The sequence below is a fragment of the Legionella sp. 16cNR16C genome (genome assembly GCF_021297775.1).
In the GTDB taxonomy this organism is placed as follows: Bacteria; Pseudomonadota; Gammaproteobacteria; order Legionellales; family Legionellaceae; genus Legionella_C; species Legionella_C quinlivanii_A.
The window spans coordinates 735,554-751,606 of the sequence record NZ_JAJTMX010000001.1 but is presented as its reverse complement, the minus strand read 5'-3'; the positions used below and the strand labels follow the sequence as shown (position 1 = coordinate 751,606).

Genomic DNA, 16,053 nt, shown 5'->3' with positions numbered 1-16,053 from the left:
TTATGCATTTTCGTATCAGAGATATCACCGATAAAATTAATGAGCGCAGTCTTAAGTTGCGTGAAAAATACCTTTCACAACTGACAGAGGCCAGAGTGCAAGGCCCTCATCGTAAAGGCCTGCACTGCGGTAATCTGGCACATGGATTTGCTGCCTGCCTTTTGCATGAGAAACAGATTCTCCGTGAAATGAGACAGCCTAATATCGGTATTATTTCCGCTTATAATGATATGCTATCCGCGCATCAGCCTTATGAGCATTATCCTTCACTAATAAAGAAGGCGGTTGCAGAAGCTGGAGGCATTGCTCAGTTCGCCGGCGGTGTGCCCGCCATGTGTGATGGTATCACGCAGGGACAGCCTGGCATGGAGTTAAGCCTCTTGAGCCGTGATGTGATAGCCATGTCCGCGTCTATCGGCTTATCTCATAATATGTTCGACGGCGGTCTGATGCTTGGCATCTGCGACAAAATAGTACCTGGTCTGTTGATTTCAGCCTTATCTTTTGGTCATTTGCCCTTTATGCTAATTCCCGCAGGGCCTATGCCATCCGGGATCTCGAACAAAGAGAAGGCGCGAATACGCCAGTTGTATGCCGAAAAGAAAGTGGACAAAGACAAGCTTCTGGACGCTGAAGCGGCTTCCTATCATTCTCCTGGTACCTGTACTTTTTACGGAACAGCCAACTCTAATCAACTCATCGTGGAAATAATGGGTTTGCAATTACCTGGCTCGTCATTTGTACATCCTAACACAGCTTTACGTGATGAATTAACCAAAGCCGCTGCACAGAAAATTATTGAACTGACCGATTTAAGGGGGGAGTATTTACCAGTAGGCAAAATTGTTGACGCAAAATCGCTGGTGAATGCAATTATTGGCTTACTGGCAACCGGTGGTTCAACTAATCATACCATGCACCTGATTGCTATTGCGCGTGCAGCCGGCCTGATTATTAATTGGGATGATTTTGCAGAGCTATCGAAGATTATCCCGTTACTTGCCCGTGTCTATCCGAATGGTGATGCCGACATTAATCAATTCCAGCAGGCAGGAGGTATGGGCTATCTGATAAAAACTCTGCTTGAAAATGAGTTACTGCATGCGGATGTGCACACTGTGGCTGGATTTGGTCTTCAGCGTTATACACAAAAGCCGACTCTCGATAACGGGCAACTGGCATGGATTGAAAGTGAACCTCAGTCAGCTGATATCAATGTTTTGCGCCCGGTGAGCAACGCATTTCAACCTCAGGGAGGATTGCAGGTATTATCAGGTAATCTCGGGCGAGCTGTTTTCAAAACTTCTGCAGTGGCTTCGGAAAATCAGGTGATTGAAGCGCCTGCTTTGGTTTTTTCAAGCCAGGAAGAGTTTGAAATGGCCTTTCATGCCGGCGAATTGGAGAGAAATTGTGTTATCGTTGTACGCTTCCAAGGGCCTAAAGCCTGTGGCATGCCTGAGTTGCATAAACTCACTCCGCCACTGGGTGTATTGCAGGATAGAGGCTTTCGCGTTGCCCTTTTAACGGATGGCCGCATGTCCGGCGCTTCCGGCAAGGTGCCAGCCGCTATTCATGTCACGCCTGAGGCTGCAGACCAGGGGCTTATTTCAAAAGTAGAAAATGGCGATATGATCCTTATCGATGGGCAAAGAGGTATTGTCGAACTGCTGGTATCTGCTCAGGAGTTAAAAAATAGACAACATGCTGTCAGAACGCTCGAACCAGTTAATGGAATGGGGAGAGAGTTATTTATTCATTTAAGAAATAATTTTTCAAGTGCTGAGGAAGGGGCCTGTAGTCTTTTTCCTGCGGGAGTTGCAATAAATGGCGAGTGAGCAGTATGCGGTTGCCGCTGACATAGGGGGTACAAATGCCCGATTTTGCCGTGTTGAGCTGAACAGTCTGGCTATAGATCAGATTAAAATCCTTCCCTGTGCCAATTATCAGCGCATAGAGGATGCCTGGATTCACTATTTGAACAGTTGCGAAGTGGAAGATATTAAGCATGCAGCGATTGCTATTGCCTGTCCCGTCAATAGCGATACAATTTCCATGACCAATTCCCACTGGCAATTCTCAGTTAACTCTGTAAAGCAGAAACTAGGTTTAAACCGCTTATATATGTTGAATGATTTTACTGCCACGGCCATGAGCCTTACTGTATTACAATCTTTGCATAAATTGCAGATAGGCGGCGGTTATCCAGAACCAGATCAAAATATGCTGGTTCTTGGTGCTGGTACGGGTCTTGGAGTGGCTCAGTTAATTCCCGGCAGTCATGGGTATATACCTGTTGCGGGTGAGGGAGGGCATGCTGACTGGCCAGCCCAGACTGAACAGGAGTGGTTCATTTACCAATATTTGTCCCGAAAATACGGACATGTCTCCTGCGAGCGTGTTTTATCAGGAGGAGGGCTTGAAGATCTTTATCAGGCCTTGGCAATGTTTCAAGACCAACCCATTGAGTTTCGATCTGCTGCTAAAATCGCAGAATTGGCGCTCACTACAGCTTGTCCTCTTGCAGTAACGGCGGTCAATCAGTTTTTTGCAAGTCTGGGCAGTTTTGCGGGGAATCTGGCTTTAACAGGTAATTCTCTGGGGGGTGTTTATCTCGCAGGAGGAATTGTTCCCAGGTTATTGCCATTATTGAGCGATAGTGAGTTTCGTGAACGGTTTGAAAATAAAGGACGTTTTACAGGCTTTAATCAGAAAATTGCAACATTTGTAATCACTGCGGAACAACCTGGCTTATTGGGAGCTGCTGCATATTTAAAACAAAGGATGAATGAGAATGGAGCCTTTTAACTGGAAACTATCGGCTGAGAAGGTTTTTTCTGCCAGTGCGCTGATTCCTGTCATTGTTATCAGAGATCTTAATCAAGCCTTACCCTTGGCTGAAGCCTTGTTAAAGGGAGGCATTTGCATCATGGAGGTGACATTACGCACTGAAATCGCTCTTGAAGCGATTCACCTGTTGAGCCAGGAAATGAAAACAATGGTTATTGGCGCGGGAACGGTGCTTAATGACTTACAGCTACAGCAGGTGCTCGACGCGGGTGCGGCCTTTGCATTAAGCCCAGGAGCTACCCCCAGTCTGTTATCAGCAGGGCGAGAAACTTCGATTCCCCTTATTCCGGGAATATCCAGTGTTTCTGAGGTCATGCTGGGTATGGAGATGGGATACAGGCATTTTAAATTTTTTCCCGCAGGCGCAATGGGCGGTGTTGCGGCATTGCAATCATTTTATGGCCCATTACCCGATGCTGTATTTTGCCCTACTGGCGGAATTAATAGCAGCAACTGTATGGACTATCTGGCATTGCCTAATGTACAGTGTGTTGGAGGTTCCTGGATGGTTCCTGAAACAGCGGTGCAGAACGGGGATTGGCAATTAATCACGGATCTTTGCAAAAAAGCCAATGCTCTGATTTACGACAAAGTGTAGATGGATCAGACTGGTAAACTTGAGCTGAATTAAGGATAAGAAATGGCATTATTAGTTGCAATCATTGGATCATTAGCAGGTTTTCTATTTGGCTATGATGAAGGAATCATTGCAGGCTCCCTTGCTCTGGTGAAAGAGTATTTCGCTTTGAATCATACTGAAGTTGGAATTATGACCTCCGCGTTGCCTTTCGGGGCACTTCTTGGCTCTATGTTGATTGGTGCTTTGCTGGTTTCCAAACTGGTAAAATATTTTGGCAGACGAAGTGCTTTATCGGCAGCCGGTCTGCTCTTTTTTCTCGGCGCTCTGGGGGCTGCTCTTGCCGCTGAGGAGTGGATTCTGATTGTGTCACGCTTTATTCTCGGCATCGCTATTGGTACTGCAGCAGTAATAACACCGCTCTATCTGGCTGAAACTGCTCCTGAAAAATGGCGTGGAGCGATGGTCGCTATTTATCAGCTTGCGATAACAATTGGGATTGTATGTGCTTATTCTGTTAACTATTTATTGATTGAACAGAATGCCTGGCGCGCGATGTTTGCTTCAAGTGCCATTCCAGCCGGTTTGTTGACTATTTTCATTATGTTTTTACCTGAATCTCCACGTTGGTTGTATAGTGTTGGAAGAAAAAAAGAGGCTGCTAATGCCTTACAGCGTCTGAGAAAAGAAAACTGCAGTCACGAATTACAGCATATTGAATTAACTTTAAGCCGTGAACCGCACACACAGGGCTGGAAGCAGTTATTCAGCCGCTCCATGCTGCCGGTGTTATCGCTCGGTATGATGCTATTCTGCTTACAGCAATTAAGCGGAATAAATGTCATCATCTATTATGCACCGGAGATTTTTAAGAATCTGGGTTTCAATAATGCAACCGGACAGATTCTGGCAACCATGGGGATTGGTTTGGTCAATATGCTGGTTACCATAGGCGCTATATTCTGGGTTGATCAACTTGGGCGGCGAAAGCTTCTTTTAATTGGTTTCTCTGGGGCATTTATCAGCCTTTTTGCGCTGAGCCTCTTTTCATTTTACCAGACCTCTTTAATCGCTTCTCTTTCTGTCATTTGCCTGACGGTTTACATATTTTCCTTTGCTATCAGCATTGGTCCCATCCCGCATATAGCAATGTCGGAAATCTTTCCCTTGCATGTAAGAGGGGCAGGGATGGGCTTATCCTCAATCAGCAACTGGGGTTTCAATACACTGGTCGTTTTTAGCTTCCCCCTTTTGCATGCCGGAATTGGAATTGAATATACTTTCGCATTGTATGGAGCGATCTGTTTCTTTGGGCTCATCTACAGCTATTATTTCATGCCTGAAACCAAAGGTCTCAGTTTAGAAACGATTGAAGATTATTTAATGAGTGGCAAACCGCTGAAAGAATTAGGTCGTACTGATTCAAGCTCTGAGGACTATGTTAAAAATGGATTAAGAGCTAGTTGATTCATCCAGGGAATGCTTGCTCTTGATGAGAAACTTCTGGATACCGCGAGCAAGACAATCACTTAGCCTCAACCCCTGGCTGCCATTAAGTTACAGAAATTTTGTCATTCCCGCGAAAAGCGGGAATCCATTCCTCAGCCGGCATTGTAGCTAGCTCAGAGATGGATCCCCGCCTTTCGCGGGGATGACAGTTTTTGCCTCGTAAGAGGCACAGTTTGCTCCCACCAACAATTAAGCTGAAACAGTATCTTTCACTGTTCGTGAATGATTAACAGGCAGCTGCTCCAGTGCCTCTCTCGCCTGAATTGCTCTTAATACAGCGACATAACTCCAGGTTAAGGAATAGGCGCCTTGCTGTACTCCGGTTTCAAGATTAATTTGCTCACTCATTAATAAATCAGGGGCGTAGTCTTTGATCAGACGTAAATAAGCATCACCAAGCTGGATGTATTGTTCGACAGTGCTCTTGTGGTGTGTATGTTTCAGTTCATTTGCTGCAAGGGTATAGTAATACTCAGCGGCAGCGGCCGTTAATATAAACCAGGGGTTTCCTTTACCGTCATTGCGATAGCCGTCATAAGTATCTCCCGGGTAACGTCCAAACAACAGGGCATGATCATATTGCTCATTAATTGGATACAGGGATTTAAATTGATCTTTGAGTGCCTCCACCGTGTGCTTAACATAGCTTGTATCGGCTGAAAAGAAATTGTCATGAGTATTGCCTAACAAGACACCCAGAATTACTGCGCTATCCAGCTCCAGAGTTTTTTGCGGGCCTGAGTGCGGGGGCAGGGTAGCCTGAATCAGGTTGTTTTTACAATCGATGTGTTTATAAAGGCGCTTTTCAATCAATCGAGCCTGTTCCAGATAGAATTGAGCAGCAAGCCTGTCATTGAATCGTTTGGCGAAGGCTGAACCCTCCAGCAGTGCTTTGCGCTGTACCATAGCAGTAAAGAAATGATCCCCTAAAACCTCTTCCCAGAGATCAAAGTTTTTATCCTGCCAATGATGAGCGGTATACTCGAGATCCATTTTGATAGCGCCCATCGTATCCGGGTTTAAGCCTTCAAAGTATAAGTGCTCACGTACATAATTACTTTCACCATCTGCAATAAGGCTATTTGCAAATCGCATCAGGGTAATCGCCCTTATCGCCGGACCATCGTTTTGGGGACGACCCCAGGGGCCTGTGTAGGGCTGGCTGGCTAATGGACTGTCAGGCATATAAAATTTGGGTTCTCCTAATATATCCTGTCCGGGTAACGGATCTTGCTGGTGTTGGAGACGTTCAACCCAACTGACATAGTTAAATAACTTTTGTTTGCTATCCTGATCCCGATATTGCTCATACCAGGAGGCAATAAGATTCATAGATATTGCTGAGTCACGTGCCCAGTCGAAATAGTAGTCAGGATTACTGCGTGAGGGGGAGGCCATAATCGCACCTTCCGCGCTGATATTCGCTTTGAAATGTTCTTTAAGCGTATTGACATCTTCTGCAGTGAAGATTGATGCTATTGCATTGCTGCCAATAACACTCAGCCATAAGACAAATAAAATCCTTTTCATAATTTCCTCTATCAGAGCATTAATATAAAACGCTCACATACTACAGGAAACCTGTGCCGGTGGCTATAACATGCTCCGGGCTTCGGCACACATTCTAGGGGCAGATAGCGATAATCTCGGCGAGCTCAACTGTTTCGCTTACTACTACCGGGAGTTGTGATTCAGTAACAATATTACTCACTGCAGTATTGATTGTCGTGTTTTCAATTAGTGAAGTGGTCAGGCCGATTGTCTCAGTAGCAATCTGGCTATTTTGCTCTATTGTACTGCTATTACTATTTCCTCCCGTTGTCCCCGCGGAGCTATCCGTACTGGAGGTTTGTGTGCTGTCTGAATATTTCCAGGGAATAGGACCGGGTGTAAAATTTCCACTTCTATCGAATGAGCCGCTGGAAAACTGCTGACCAGGCCCTACAAGCTGATTTCCTCCTTTCACCAGTCCCTGTTTTACATCCAGATAAGTATTGCTGGGAGTTGCAATAGCCTGAAGCTTTGTACCTAGAATGGCCAGTGCAACTACCGGCGTCTGGATGCTTCCTTTTTTCTTTTTACTGGAGGTATACTCGATCGCACCTTTATTTAATTTGGTTTTAAACTCTACATTCTGCTGACTGGAATAGGAGACAATCTGATAGCTGGTGTTTTCCTGTATACTGACCAGGGAACCATCCGTATATTTTATTTCGGCTTTGGCACCGGCGCCGGTGATGATGGTGTCGCCAGTAAACAGTTGCGATCCCCTACCTAATGTACGTTCCTTTCCTCCCTGCTGCGCGCTGACTTTACTGGTGACCGAAAGCACTAAAGCGGCAGGAGCAGTAAAAGCCGTTCCTGTAAATAATATAAAAATCAGCAGTATTATTTTCTTCACTGTCATTCCCTCATCATTTGCTTACATGTGTGAATGTGCCATCCCAATCCGAAGAGGGGGGGTGGCTGATAAATGCATTAATTCGCGCCAGATAGAGGCTATAGAGATAGCGTTCTGGATAAGAAGAATGTAAGGTTTCAAATTGCGTTTTTGCAGCCTGCCAGTTTTGCATATAGTAAGCTTGCAAACCCGCTTCATAATCCCTGATCTCATCTTTTTTTTCCTGGGGAACCTCCGCATAATACCCTTGAGGCTCATAAATTGTAACTGCTTTATGGGAGCCTTTAACAACTACTTTATCAACCGGCATCCAAAGAATGTCGTCTTGATGATGACGGCTTGCTTCTGAAACTAAAATATCCACTCGATAATATTTGGTTAAATCCTGCAGACGAGAAGCCAGATTAACTGTCTCGCCAATCACTGTGTAGGAAAGGCGAAATTTGGAACCCATATCGCCGACATTCATGATGCCGGTGCTTAGCCCCATTCCAATTTTTACAGAGGGGAGGTTAAGCTGGTTTAATTGCTGATTAATCTCGGGAAGCTTGCCTCTAATCGCCAAAGCAGCGGCTAAAGCATTATGACAGTGCTTTTCATCTACTAAAGGTGCTCCCCAGAATGCCATGACCATATCGCCGACATATTTATCGATAGTGCCCTGATGATCAAAGATAATATTGGTTAAAGGAGTAAAAAAGCTATTGAGCAAACGTTTGAGCTCTGTTGCTTCAAGTGATTCGCTTAAAGTGGTGAAGCCACGTATATCAGCAAAAAAAACGGTCATCTCACGTGATTCGCCTCCAAGATTTACCTGTTCCGGATGATCAGTAATTTCTTTCATATAGGAAGGAGGAATATATTGGCTGAACAATTGTTTAATACGATTTTTTTGCCGCCTTTCCTGAATAAAGGAATAGGTAAAGTTAGCGAGAGCCTGTAATGTAATTAAAGCCAGTAAAAGTCCTGGAGCTAGGAAGATATTTTTAAAATGAAAGAAGAGGTAGCTGGCTATTAAAATTACTGTGATGAAGAAAAGAAAAAGAATGGGAAGAAGAACAGGTCCCAGGTAGGGAAATAACAAGGTGAACACTATACCTGATAACAATATTAAGATAATCCCTGTATTGGTATGCCAGTCAAATTGGCTGGTGATCTTTTTTTCCAGAATTCCGGTAATAATATTGGCATTCATTTCCACGCCGGGAAAGCTTTGAGATAAGGGTGCCTGGTGAAGATCCCCCAGTAATACCATAGTAGAACCTAAAAGGGCTATACTGCCTGATAATTCCTGAGAGGATACTTTATTGTGAAGGATATCCGTAGCGGAGTAGGTTGGAATTGTTGCAGGTCCGCCCCAGAAAGGAATCAGCAGCTGCCCTTTGGAATTAGTAGGTATGAAAAGACCGCCCACTTTAATACCATACAACTCTTCTTTTCCCTGAATCCTATGAGTCATCAACTCGACATTGTCTGCTAATAAATAGCGCATGACACTTGAGAGGGCAAGACTTGAATATAGTTGGTTGTTATAAACTGCTAATAAAAGTCCATGACGAACCGAGCCATCGAGATCAGGAACATTGCTGACAAAGCCAGCATGACCTGCCGCCTTTAAAAATAGATTGAGTATACCGTTATAGCCAGTGAAGTGCAGAAAACTGAGTGTTAGTGTATTGACTGATTGTGAATTGTTAATCAGGAGCGGTGAGGGTAAAGCGCCCTTTTTAATATCGGGATTGTCATGGAAAAGAAATCCCAGTACCACTTCGTTCTCTGATAGACTTTTCGCAAAGGCCTGATCGTTATCTATCAGTGGGGCAGCTTTCATCAGTAAAGGCATTAGCTCTTGAGAAAGTGTCTGGTTATTTAAGCTCTGTAATTTTTTTTCCAGCCCCTGGGCATAATTAATTTCCGCCTCGGATAACACAATATCAAAGGCAATTACCACAACCCCCGCATTTTTCAGGTTGCTTAGCAGCGTTACAAATTTGTCTCTCGGCCAGGGCCATCTTCCCTCAGCCTGAGTGGAATAATCATCGATATCGATAATCACCACACGAGGCGGCAGGCTTTTATTGCCAACAGTCAGATGAAGGATCTGGTCATAGATAAAGCTGTTACTTCGGGTTATGAATTGATCAAGATAGGGAAAGGCATTTTTCTGCAGGGCAAAAATAAAAGCCAGCAGCAAAAAACCAATTCCGAATTGAAGTAATTTTTTTTTAAACTGACCTATCAAACAGAACTCCATTTCAACAAGCGGTAACGAACACTTTTTAAGCCATATTCATATGGAGTGAAAGCATTGTCAGATTACTATGATACACACTGCCTCGCTGGCTATACTGATGTTCAATACGCAGGCTTAATTGCTTATATTTGAATGATAAACCGCCTCCTGCGCGATAACCATTCTGATCCAGATTAAATTCAGGCAAAGCACCCACAAACTCACCCGAAATGCCGGGACGATTATTGGAAAATTGCAAGACTTGTATTAATCCCACATTCACAAATGGCTGTACCCATTCTTTTAACTGGTACCCGATTTCTGCGTTTTCAAGCGAAAAGGCCGATTTGTTACGTAAAAATGGCACTCTATTTACAATCTGATTAGGAATAAATGAATAGTTAAAACTGTCCTGATCGATCTGGCTGTATAATAATCCAACACTCCCCAGAAATTTCCAGTTTGAAAACGAACGGCTGTAAATTCCGTTAATGCTGGTAAACCAATTATTGCTGTTACTGTGTGCACGCCCTAATTGCTGGTTCTCAGTCTGGGCCGCAATAGTAGTGGAATAGGAAAGTGAGTTATAGCCCAGCCCCGCCATTAAATCGATAAGTAAATTGGGCGTAATGGTTTTCAGCAGGTGACCATAAATAGAATCATTTTTTACCTTTTGGTCCGTTTCACTGGGTAAACCGGGATCGATTCGCATGGATGAATGGACATTGCTTTTGACTTCATAAATATAAAGGCCGGCAGTTAATCCTTCGCGTAAGCGAAAATTATTACCGCCCGCCATATACAAATTTAAATGACCGCTAAAACGATTAAAACTGGTCGGTTTTGTGGAATCAAATTTAAAGCTTTGATAGCCATAGAGTCCACTGAGATTATATCCCTGTTTGGGAGAAGGGGCCGGGCTTTTCTCCACAGCAGCCTCTGCCTGTGTATATAAAAGTGCCAGTAAACAAACCAATGAGCTGTTAATTCTTTTTTTATTCATTTCTCTATAATACTTTATACTAATCACCATCAAGTATGGTATGAGATATCTCAACATCCCATACATAACCTTACACATATTCGTGTATCTCTAATTGATTAATCTGTCATTGAACTATCCTAATTAATTGCCAGGTAGAGAGGTCCCGTTAACAGTGTGGCTCCCGCATTAACACAAGCTCCCAGATTCCCGGTTAGCGAATCAATGGTGCATTTGGTAATGGTGGAGTTTCCAGGATTGCTGATGTAAGCGAATTCATTGGCATCGTCCAGAACAATTCCAAATGCCGTACTAAGTGCGGTGGCTCCTGAGTCGGCACATGCCAGAAACTGTCCGGTTACTCCATTCACAGTACACTGGCTAACACTAGGCGTATCCTGATTCGTGATGTAAGCAATGGTCTCAGTAGAATTAAAGGTCAGTGTTCTCACACCATTAAGCCCAGTCGCTCCGGAATTAACACAGCCACTTAAAAGGCCTGTACCCGCGTTGATATTGCAGACACTAATTGTATCGGTACCTAAGCTGGTAATGTAAGCGCGGGTACCCGCTGAATTGATAGCGATTCCACCGGGAGCAAACCCCACTACCGCTCCAGAGGGTACACATCCACTTAAGTTGCCAGCAGGGGCATTAACAGTACACTTGGTAGCTCCACCGGTGAAGTTAACAATATAAGCGAATGTGCCTGCAGGATTTAGCGTAATTTGCTGAGGCAGAGAAATTCCCGTGGCGCCCGAAGCCTGGCAATTTGTTAATGCGCCTGTTCCGGGGGTCACATCACATTGAGTTACCGAATTACTACTTTGACCGGTGATATATGCGATAGTACGAGCTGGATTGAATGTTATGCCGACAAGTTGCGCTGGTAACCCCCCAGTATTACTACAGCTTCCTAACTGACCTGTGATGGCATTGATAGTACATTGAGTTATATCCACTTGATCTGGTATATACATATAAGATGACTGAATGCTGATATTCGCAGTGATAATAATGGTGTTATTTCCAAAAATAGGAAAATTGGTAGGGGTTACAGTAGTGGTTCCAGCAGTATAACTGATTGTGCAACTTGCACCCGGATTAACTATTGCGCAGTTATTTGCTGTCTCGCTGACATTTCCCGCTAATGCAGTTCCTGTAAAATCAGAATGGATAGAAAACGCCGGAAAAAGAGGGGAATTATTGGTAATGGTTAGCGATTGTGTTTCACCGGAACGCATTACGATAGGAGAGCCTGTAACTGAAATGCTCAGCTGTGTTGGTGCGACGACAGACATAGTAACCGCCGTTGTCGCAGCATTCACTCCAACGATTGGAACTGAGGCTGGCGGATGGACAGTGTTGCCAGGGAGAAAAGAGAGAGTGCAGCTTGATTGTGGTGGTAACGTATTGCATCCCGAAGCATTTTGCACTACATCAGTCCAGTCTGAAGGTAAAATGGCATGAATTTGGGAGGCGGTAACTCGAGTTGAATTATTAAATAATGTCAGTGTGGCAGGAACTCCGGAAGCGGCGGTCATTTGAATAGAGCAGGCGGTAAGATTTTTTTTACCATAGCAATACTTGCCTTTGGGAGTGACTGATAATAAGGCTTTATCATCTGAAACCACTTTCAGATTAAGGATCGTGTTTCTACTTAAGGGCTGGGTACAGTAGCGTGGTTTTGTATTGTCCCTGGAATCAAATTCGCATAGTACAGGACCTGAACTAATCGCATCCGGTAGTTGGGCTGCATCTATTTCCAGGCTTAAAACACAGGATTTTCCTTCAGCGAGGGTAATTTGTGGATCACAGCTATTTTCCCCGTCAACTAGTTGAGTTATGCCATTGACTGGAATCATCTTTAGAAGACGCGAAGTATCGGAATGATTCACAAGGCGATACTTTATGATAATTTGACTGTCTTTGGGTAGCTCGCTGGAAGTAGAGTTAAGAGGGATGAACTCAATATGGTTTTTCGCATGGCCTGAAGCCATTCCCAGGGTAAGTAGTAAAAAACACAAAAGCCCCGTGAATTTTTTTTTTGATAGGTTATTAATCATTAATTGTAATGTCTTTCCTGAACTATCTTCATGATCTGAATAACACATTCAATAAACCCCTATCCATTTTAAGCAATCTATCTATCTACCGCAATTTAAAAAGAGAGTCAATAAACGCTCTCTATGATTCGCTGAAAGAGATCAGTATTCATGCAAGCTGCGTAAAAAGTTGATTGAAATCAATAGATATTATTTTTCAAGGTACTAGAAAAAATGATAGTCTTCGACTATATACTAATAAACCAGACTAATTTAGTTAAGGTCATATCATGGACATAAAGCGATACGTATTATCCCTCTCATTATTGGCTGCTCTGAGTCACCCCGCTTTCGCTACTACCCAGGAAGGGGAAGAGGCCTACAATCAGCAGCATTACGATAAAGCCTACATTCTTCTGTCAGAGGAGGCAGCAAAAGGCGATCCCAAGGCACAATACCTGCTGGGTAAGATGTATTACAATGCACAAGGTGTGACCTACAATCCGCAAAAAACTGAAGAACTTTTACTTGCTTCAGCGAATCAGGGGAATATTGATGCGCAGGTACTTCTGGCAGGATTTTACTGGTATCAGAAAACTCCGGAAGGTTACGCCAAAGCATTAACCTGGTATGAAAAAGCGGCATCACAGAATAATGCAGATGCTCAATACGCTTTAGGTTATATGTACAACTATGGCAATGGTGTGCCTCAAAATTATGAAACAGCGATGTCCTGGTATAAAAAAGCCGCTGATCAGAATCATTCGGATGCTTTGTTATCGATTGGCTATATGTATGACACGGGCACAGGGGTCACAAAAGATTTGCCAGAGGCTATCAAGTGGTATGGCAAGGCCGCTGATCTGGGTAATGCCAGTGCACAATACAATTTAGGTTCGATTTATGAGTATGGTGATGGTGTGCCTAAAGATGAGAAAAAGGCTTTTGAGTATTTTCAGAAAGCAGCTGATCAGGGACATGCCAAATCGCAGCTTGAACTGGGCAGTTTTTATGATACGGGTAAAACTGGTTCGGTGGATCTGCAAAAGGCAGCCTACTGGTATCAGAAAAGTGCTGATCAGGGGAATCCAACTGCCCAGTATAATATAGGGGATATGTATTTTTACGGAGACGGAGTCAGCAAAAACCTCGATACAGCCATGAGCTGGATCAGGAAGTCCGCAGAGCAGGGATTTGGCAAGGCTCAAAATCGTCTGGGTGTTTTTTATCGTGACGGCATCGGTATTACTGCAAACCCTGTGGAAGCCTATGCCTGGTTTAGCACAGCAGTAGCCAATAATTATGCGGATGCGAGCAAAAATCGTGATGATCTTGAGAAGAAATTAACTCCTGATCAATTGAAACAAGCCAAGGAGTTGTCTGATAAGTACTCCGCGCAATATCAGGCGCCTAAATAGCAGGTTTCACAGAGAGACGGTTGATTTTGACCCTTTCTAACTCTCACTACCATTTTTTGTCCTTCCCGCGAAGGCGGGAAACCATTCCTCAGTTGGCATTTAGCGAGCTCAGAGATGGCTCCCCGCCTTCGCGGGGAGGACAGTTTATTGGCGGGGAGAGAGGATTTAAAGAGCGAACTCCCTTGTATATTTTATCCTTCCGCAGTAAATCGTTTCTCAACATGGATGGTGCTGGCGGCTGGGGCGATGGCATCTTCTGCTTCTATAAATCTTACAACATCACCAATTTCAAGTTTTTCAAAATCATAGGAAACAACGCTGGCACTGGTAAAGCGAATTCGGCGACCGTCAATGGTTTCGATGAATCCATAATCAGCAGGTGGATAGATTTCGGCAATTTTTCCCTGAGGTGCAGTCTGGTGATGCTTGACATGCCCTCGAACCTTTTTTATATGGCTTTGAAGTTGCCGTTTCATCGCGTTAAAAGCATCGCGGATAGCAACATAAACGTCTTCATGCGCATGTTCATCACCGTGGCTTTTGCTTACCACTAATTCAGAGCCGGGTAGAGTCAGATCAATTCGTACATGATAGAGGTTGCCCTTATAATGATGCCGATGCTCAGATTCAATCACTACATCACAGCGAGTTATATTCTGATAAAATCGATTCAGCTTTTCTGCCAGGTGAATAGCTTTTTCTTCGGCGGTTAATGAACGATCCATATTTCTAAAAACAACATTGATAGGAAGTTTCATGGGTCCTACCTCCATTGTAAAGTTTATTATTAAGCGAAATGAAAAATAGATTTTTTCTCATCATTCATTATTAATTGTAGAGGAGTTTTTAAGATAGTAGTAATGTTTCTCTGTTATGGGCTATTTTAGGGAGTAAAGCGATGTCAGTATCCTGCTTGCACTGTTTTATATCAGGCAAAGTTCAAGGTGTATGGTTTCGGGCTTCTGCCAGAGAAGAGGCCGAACAGTTAGGCATTAAGGGCTGGGTCCGTAACCTGGCCGATGGCCGGGTTGAAGTAATGGCCTGTGGTGAAAATGAGAAACTGGAGGCGTTTTTTCATTGGTTGAAGCAGGGGCCAAGTCTTGCTCATGTCACAGACTGTGTCAGGGAGGATCTCCCCTGGAGAGAGTACTCAGAATTTCGGTCTTTTTAGTGAGGGTCTATACTTAAATTAAGAAAGCAGCTAAAGGAGAACCTCATGGCTAACAAAAATCATGAAGAAAAAAAGAAAGTTATTCCAAAGTCTGATGAGAATAAATCCAAACGGGCAAAAGATCCCATTCCTGAAACTGAAGAAGAATTGGATGAAACAATTGAAGATACATTTCCTGCCAGTGATGCGACAGCGCAATACTAGTGATGTGACGGCGCAATATCAAAACGTATTAATGAATAAAATAATAGCGGTTTATCACCGCTATTATTTTACTAGCTCTACTTAATTTGTAGTAAAATAAGTTTCATCATAGGCATAGCAGGTCCATTGGACTTGTTTTCCACCGACTTCAACGTTAATTACTTCATTGTTAAGAGACGCAAGGTTGGGTTGTTGTTGCAGGTAACAAACGCGATTCGTTCCACCGATTGTTACATAATTATAGTCAGTAGTAGCACTATAGGTTTCAGGCACATAATACACATTACCTTTTTGCTCTAACACTACGGGGGAACCAGTAATAACCACTTTATCAGCAAAGGAAGCTGCACTGAATAACATAGCTAAGGCTGCAAAGGCTATAGTAATAATCTTCATTTTGTAAATCTCCTTATTTACATGACTAAAAGTTTAAACTGTAGAGAGATGAATGAGTATATGAAAGAGTAACCTACGAAATTTCCAAACAACTTCCTCTACAGAAGATACATTTCGCAAACCTCTCCGGTTTACTTTTTAAGTATAGATTACAATTTAAAAATTTAAACCTCATAATTTTAATTTGCTGCTGGATGTTTACCTTTTCTTTGTGACTGCGCAAATTGGATGCAGATAGACCAATACAAAATCTAAATTATACTTTAAGAA

14 protein-coding genes are annotated in these 16,053 nt (G+C 43.4%); 7 read left to right on the top strand and 7 right to left on the bottom strand.

What is annotated here, in order from left to right; all coding sequences use genetic code 11:
• Positions 1–2 precede the first annotated feature (2 nt).
• The 4 genes from edd to LXA66_RS03400 are packed head-to-tail and all read left to right on the top strand — an operon-like array spanning position 3 to position 4,891.
• A complete protein-coding gene (gene edd, locus LXA66_RS03415) occupies positions 3–1,835 on the top strand; it encodes a phosphogluconate dehydratase (RefSeq protein WP_233011919.1) in 1,833 nt (610 codons plus the stop codon).
• Entirely contained in the window at positions 1,825–2,805 is a 981-nt protein-coding gene (gene glk, locus LXA66_RS03410) for a glucokinase (RefSeq protein ID WP_233011918.1), read from the top strand. Before edd ends, glk begins: the two co-directional genes overlap by 11 nt.
• Positions 2,792–3,445 carry a bifunctional 4-hydroxy-2-oxoglutarate aldolase/2-dehydro-3-deoxy-phosphogluconate aldolase gene (locus LXA66_RS03405; RefSeq protein WP_233011917.1) on the top strand — a complete coding sequence of 218 codons (654 nt, stop codon included), beginning with the start codon at positions 2,792–2,794 and terminating at the stop codon, positions 3,443–3,445. The genes glk and LXA66_RS03405 overlap by 14 nt, the downstream gene beginning before the upstream one ends.
• Positions 3,446–3,487: 42 nt before the next feature.
• Complete coding sequence (locus LXA66_RS03400; RefSeq protein ID WP_233011916.1) at positions 3,488–4,891, top strand: sugar porter family MFS transporter; 1,404 nt, start codon at positions 3,488–3,490, stop codon at positions 4,889–4,891.
• 231 nt (positions 4,892–5,122) lie between these two features.
• On the opposite strand, the gene LXA66_RS03395 is transcribed toward LXA66_RS03400, so the two are convergent.
• From LXA66_RS03395 to LXA66_RS03375, 5 genes are all read right to left on the bottom strand, one after another.
• A complete protein-coding gene (locus LXA66_RS03395) occupies positions 5,123–6,463 on the bottom strand; it encodes a glycoside hydrolase family 15 protein (protein WP_233011915.1) in 1,341 nt (446 codons plus the stop codon).
• Between the two features lie 94 nt (positions 6,464–6,557).
• Positions 6,558–7,334, bottom strand: a complete 777-nt coding sequence (locus LXA66_RS03390) for a FecR domain-containing protein (RefSeq protein WP_172458094.1) — start codon at positions 7,332–7,334, stop codon at positions 6,558–6,560.
• Between the two features lie 13 nt (positions 7,335–7,347).
• Entirely contained in the window at positions 7,348–9,576 is a 2,229-nt protein-coding gene (locus LXA66_RS03385) for a CHASE2 domain-containing protein (RefSeq protein ID WP_233011914.1), read from the bottom strand.
• Positions 9,577–9,613: 37 nt separating this feature from the next.
• Complete coding sequence (locus LXA66_RS03380; RefSeq protein ID WP_233011913.1) at positions 9,614–10,570, bottom strand: autotransporter outer membrane beta-barrel domain-containing protein; 957 nt, start codon at positions 10,568–10,570, stop codon at positions 9,614–9,616.
• Between the two features lie 119 nt (positions 10,571–10,689).
• On the bottom strand, positions 10,690–12,663 hold the full coding sequence (locus LXA66_RS03375; protein WP_233011912.1) for a YncE family protein: 1,974 nt from the start codon (positions 12,661–12,663) through the stop codon (positions 10,690–10,692).
• 221 nt (positions 12,664–12,884) lie between these two features.
• Between LXA66_RS03375 and LXA66_RS03370 the strand changes: the two genes are divergently transcribed.
• Complete coding sequence (locus tag LXA66_RS03370; protein WP_233011911.1) at positions 12,885–14,012, top strand: SEL1-like repeat protein; 1,128 nt, start codon at positions 12,885–12,887, stop codon at positions 14,010–14,012.
• 191 nt (positions 14,013–14,203) lie between these two features.
• Here the strand turns inward: LXA66_RS03370 and LXA66_RS03365 are convergent, their stop codons facing one another.
• Positions 14,204–14,770 carry an HPF/RaiA family ribosome-associated protein gene (locus LXA66_RS03365; protein ID WP_112218546.1) on the bottom strand — a complete coding sequence of 189 codons (567 nt, stop codon included), beginning with the start codon at positions 14,768–14,770 and terminating at the stop codon, positions 14,204–14,206.
• A gap of 140 nt (positions 14,771–14,910) precedes the next feature.
• Here LXA66_RS03365 and LXA66_RS03360 point away from each other — a divergent pair, with 140 nt between their 5' ends.
• The gene (locus LXA66_RS03360) at positions 14,911–15,183 is read left to right on the top strand and encodes an acylphosphatase (protein WP_233011910.1); all 273 of its coding nucleotides are present in this window, start codon (positions 14,911–14,913) and stop codon (positions 15,181–15,183) included.
• A gap of 45 nt (positions 15,184–15,228) precedes the next feature.
• The gene (locus LXA66_RS03355; RefSeq protein WP_233011909.1) at positions 15,229–15,387 is read left to right on the top strand and encodes a hypothetical protein; all 159 of its coding nucleotides are present in this window, start codon (positions 15,229–15,231) and stop codon (positions 15,385–15,387) included.
• Positions 15,388–15,468: 81 nt separating this feature from the next.
• Here LXA66_RS03355 and LXA66_RS03350 read toward each other — a convergent pair whose 3' ends face one another.
• Complete coding sequence (locus LXA66_RS03350; protein WP_133138718.1) at positions 15,469–15,783, bottom strand: hypothetical protein; 315 nt, start codon at positions 15,781–15,783, stop codon at positions 15,469–15,471.
• Positions 15,784–16,053: the final 270 nt, after the last annotated feature.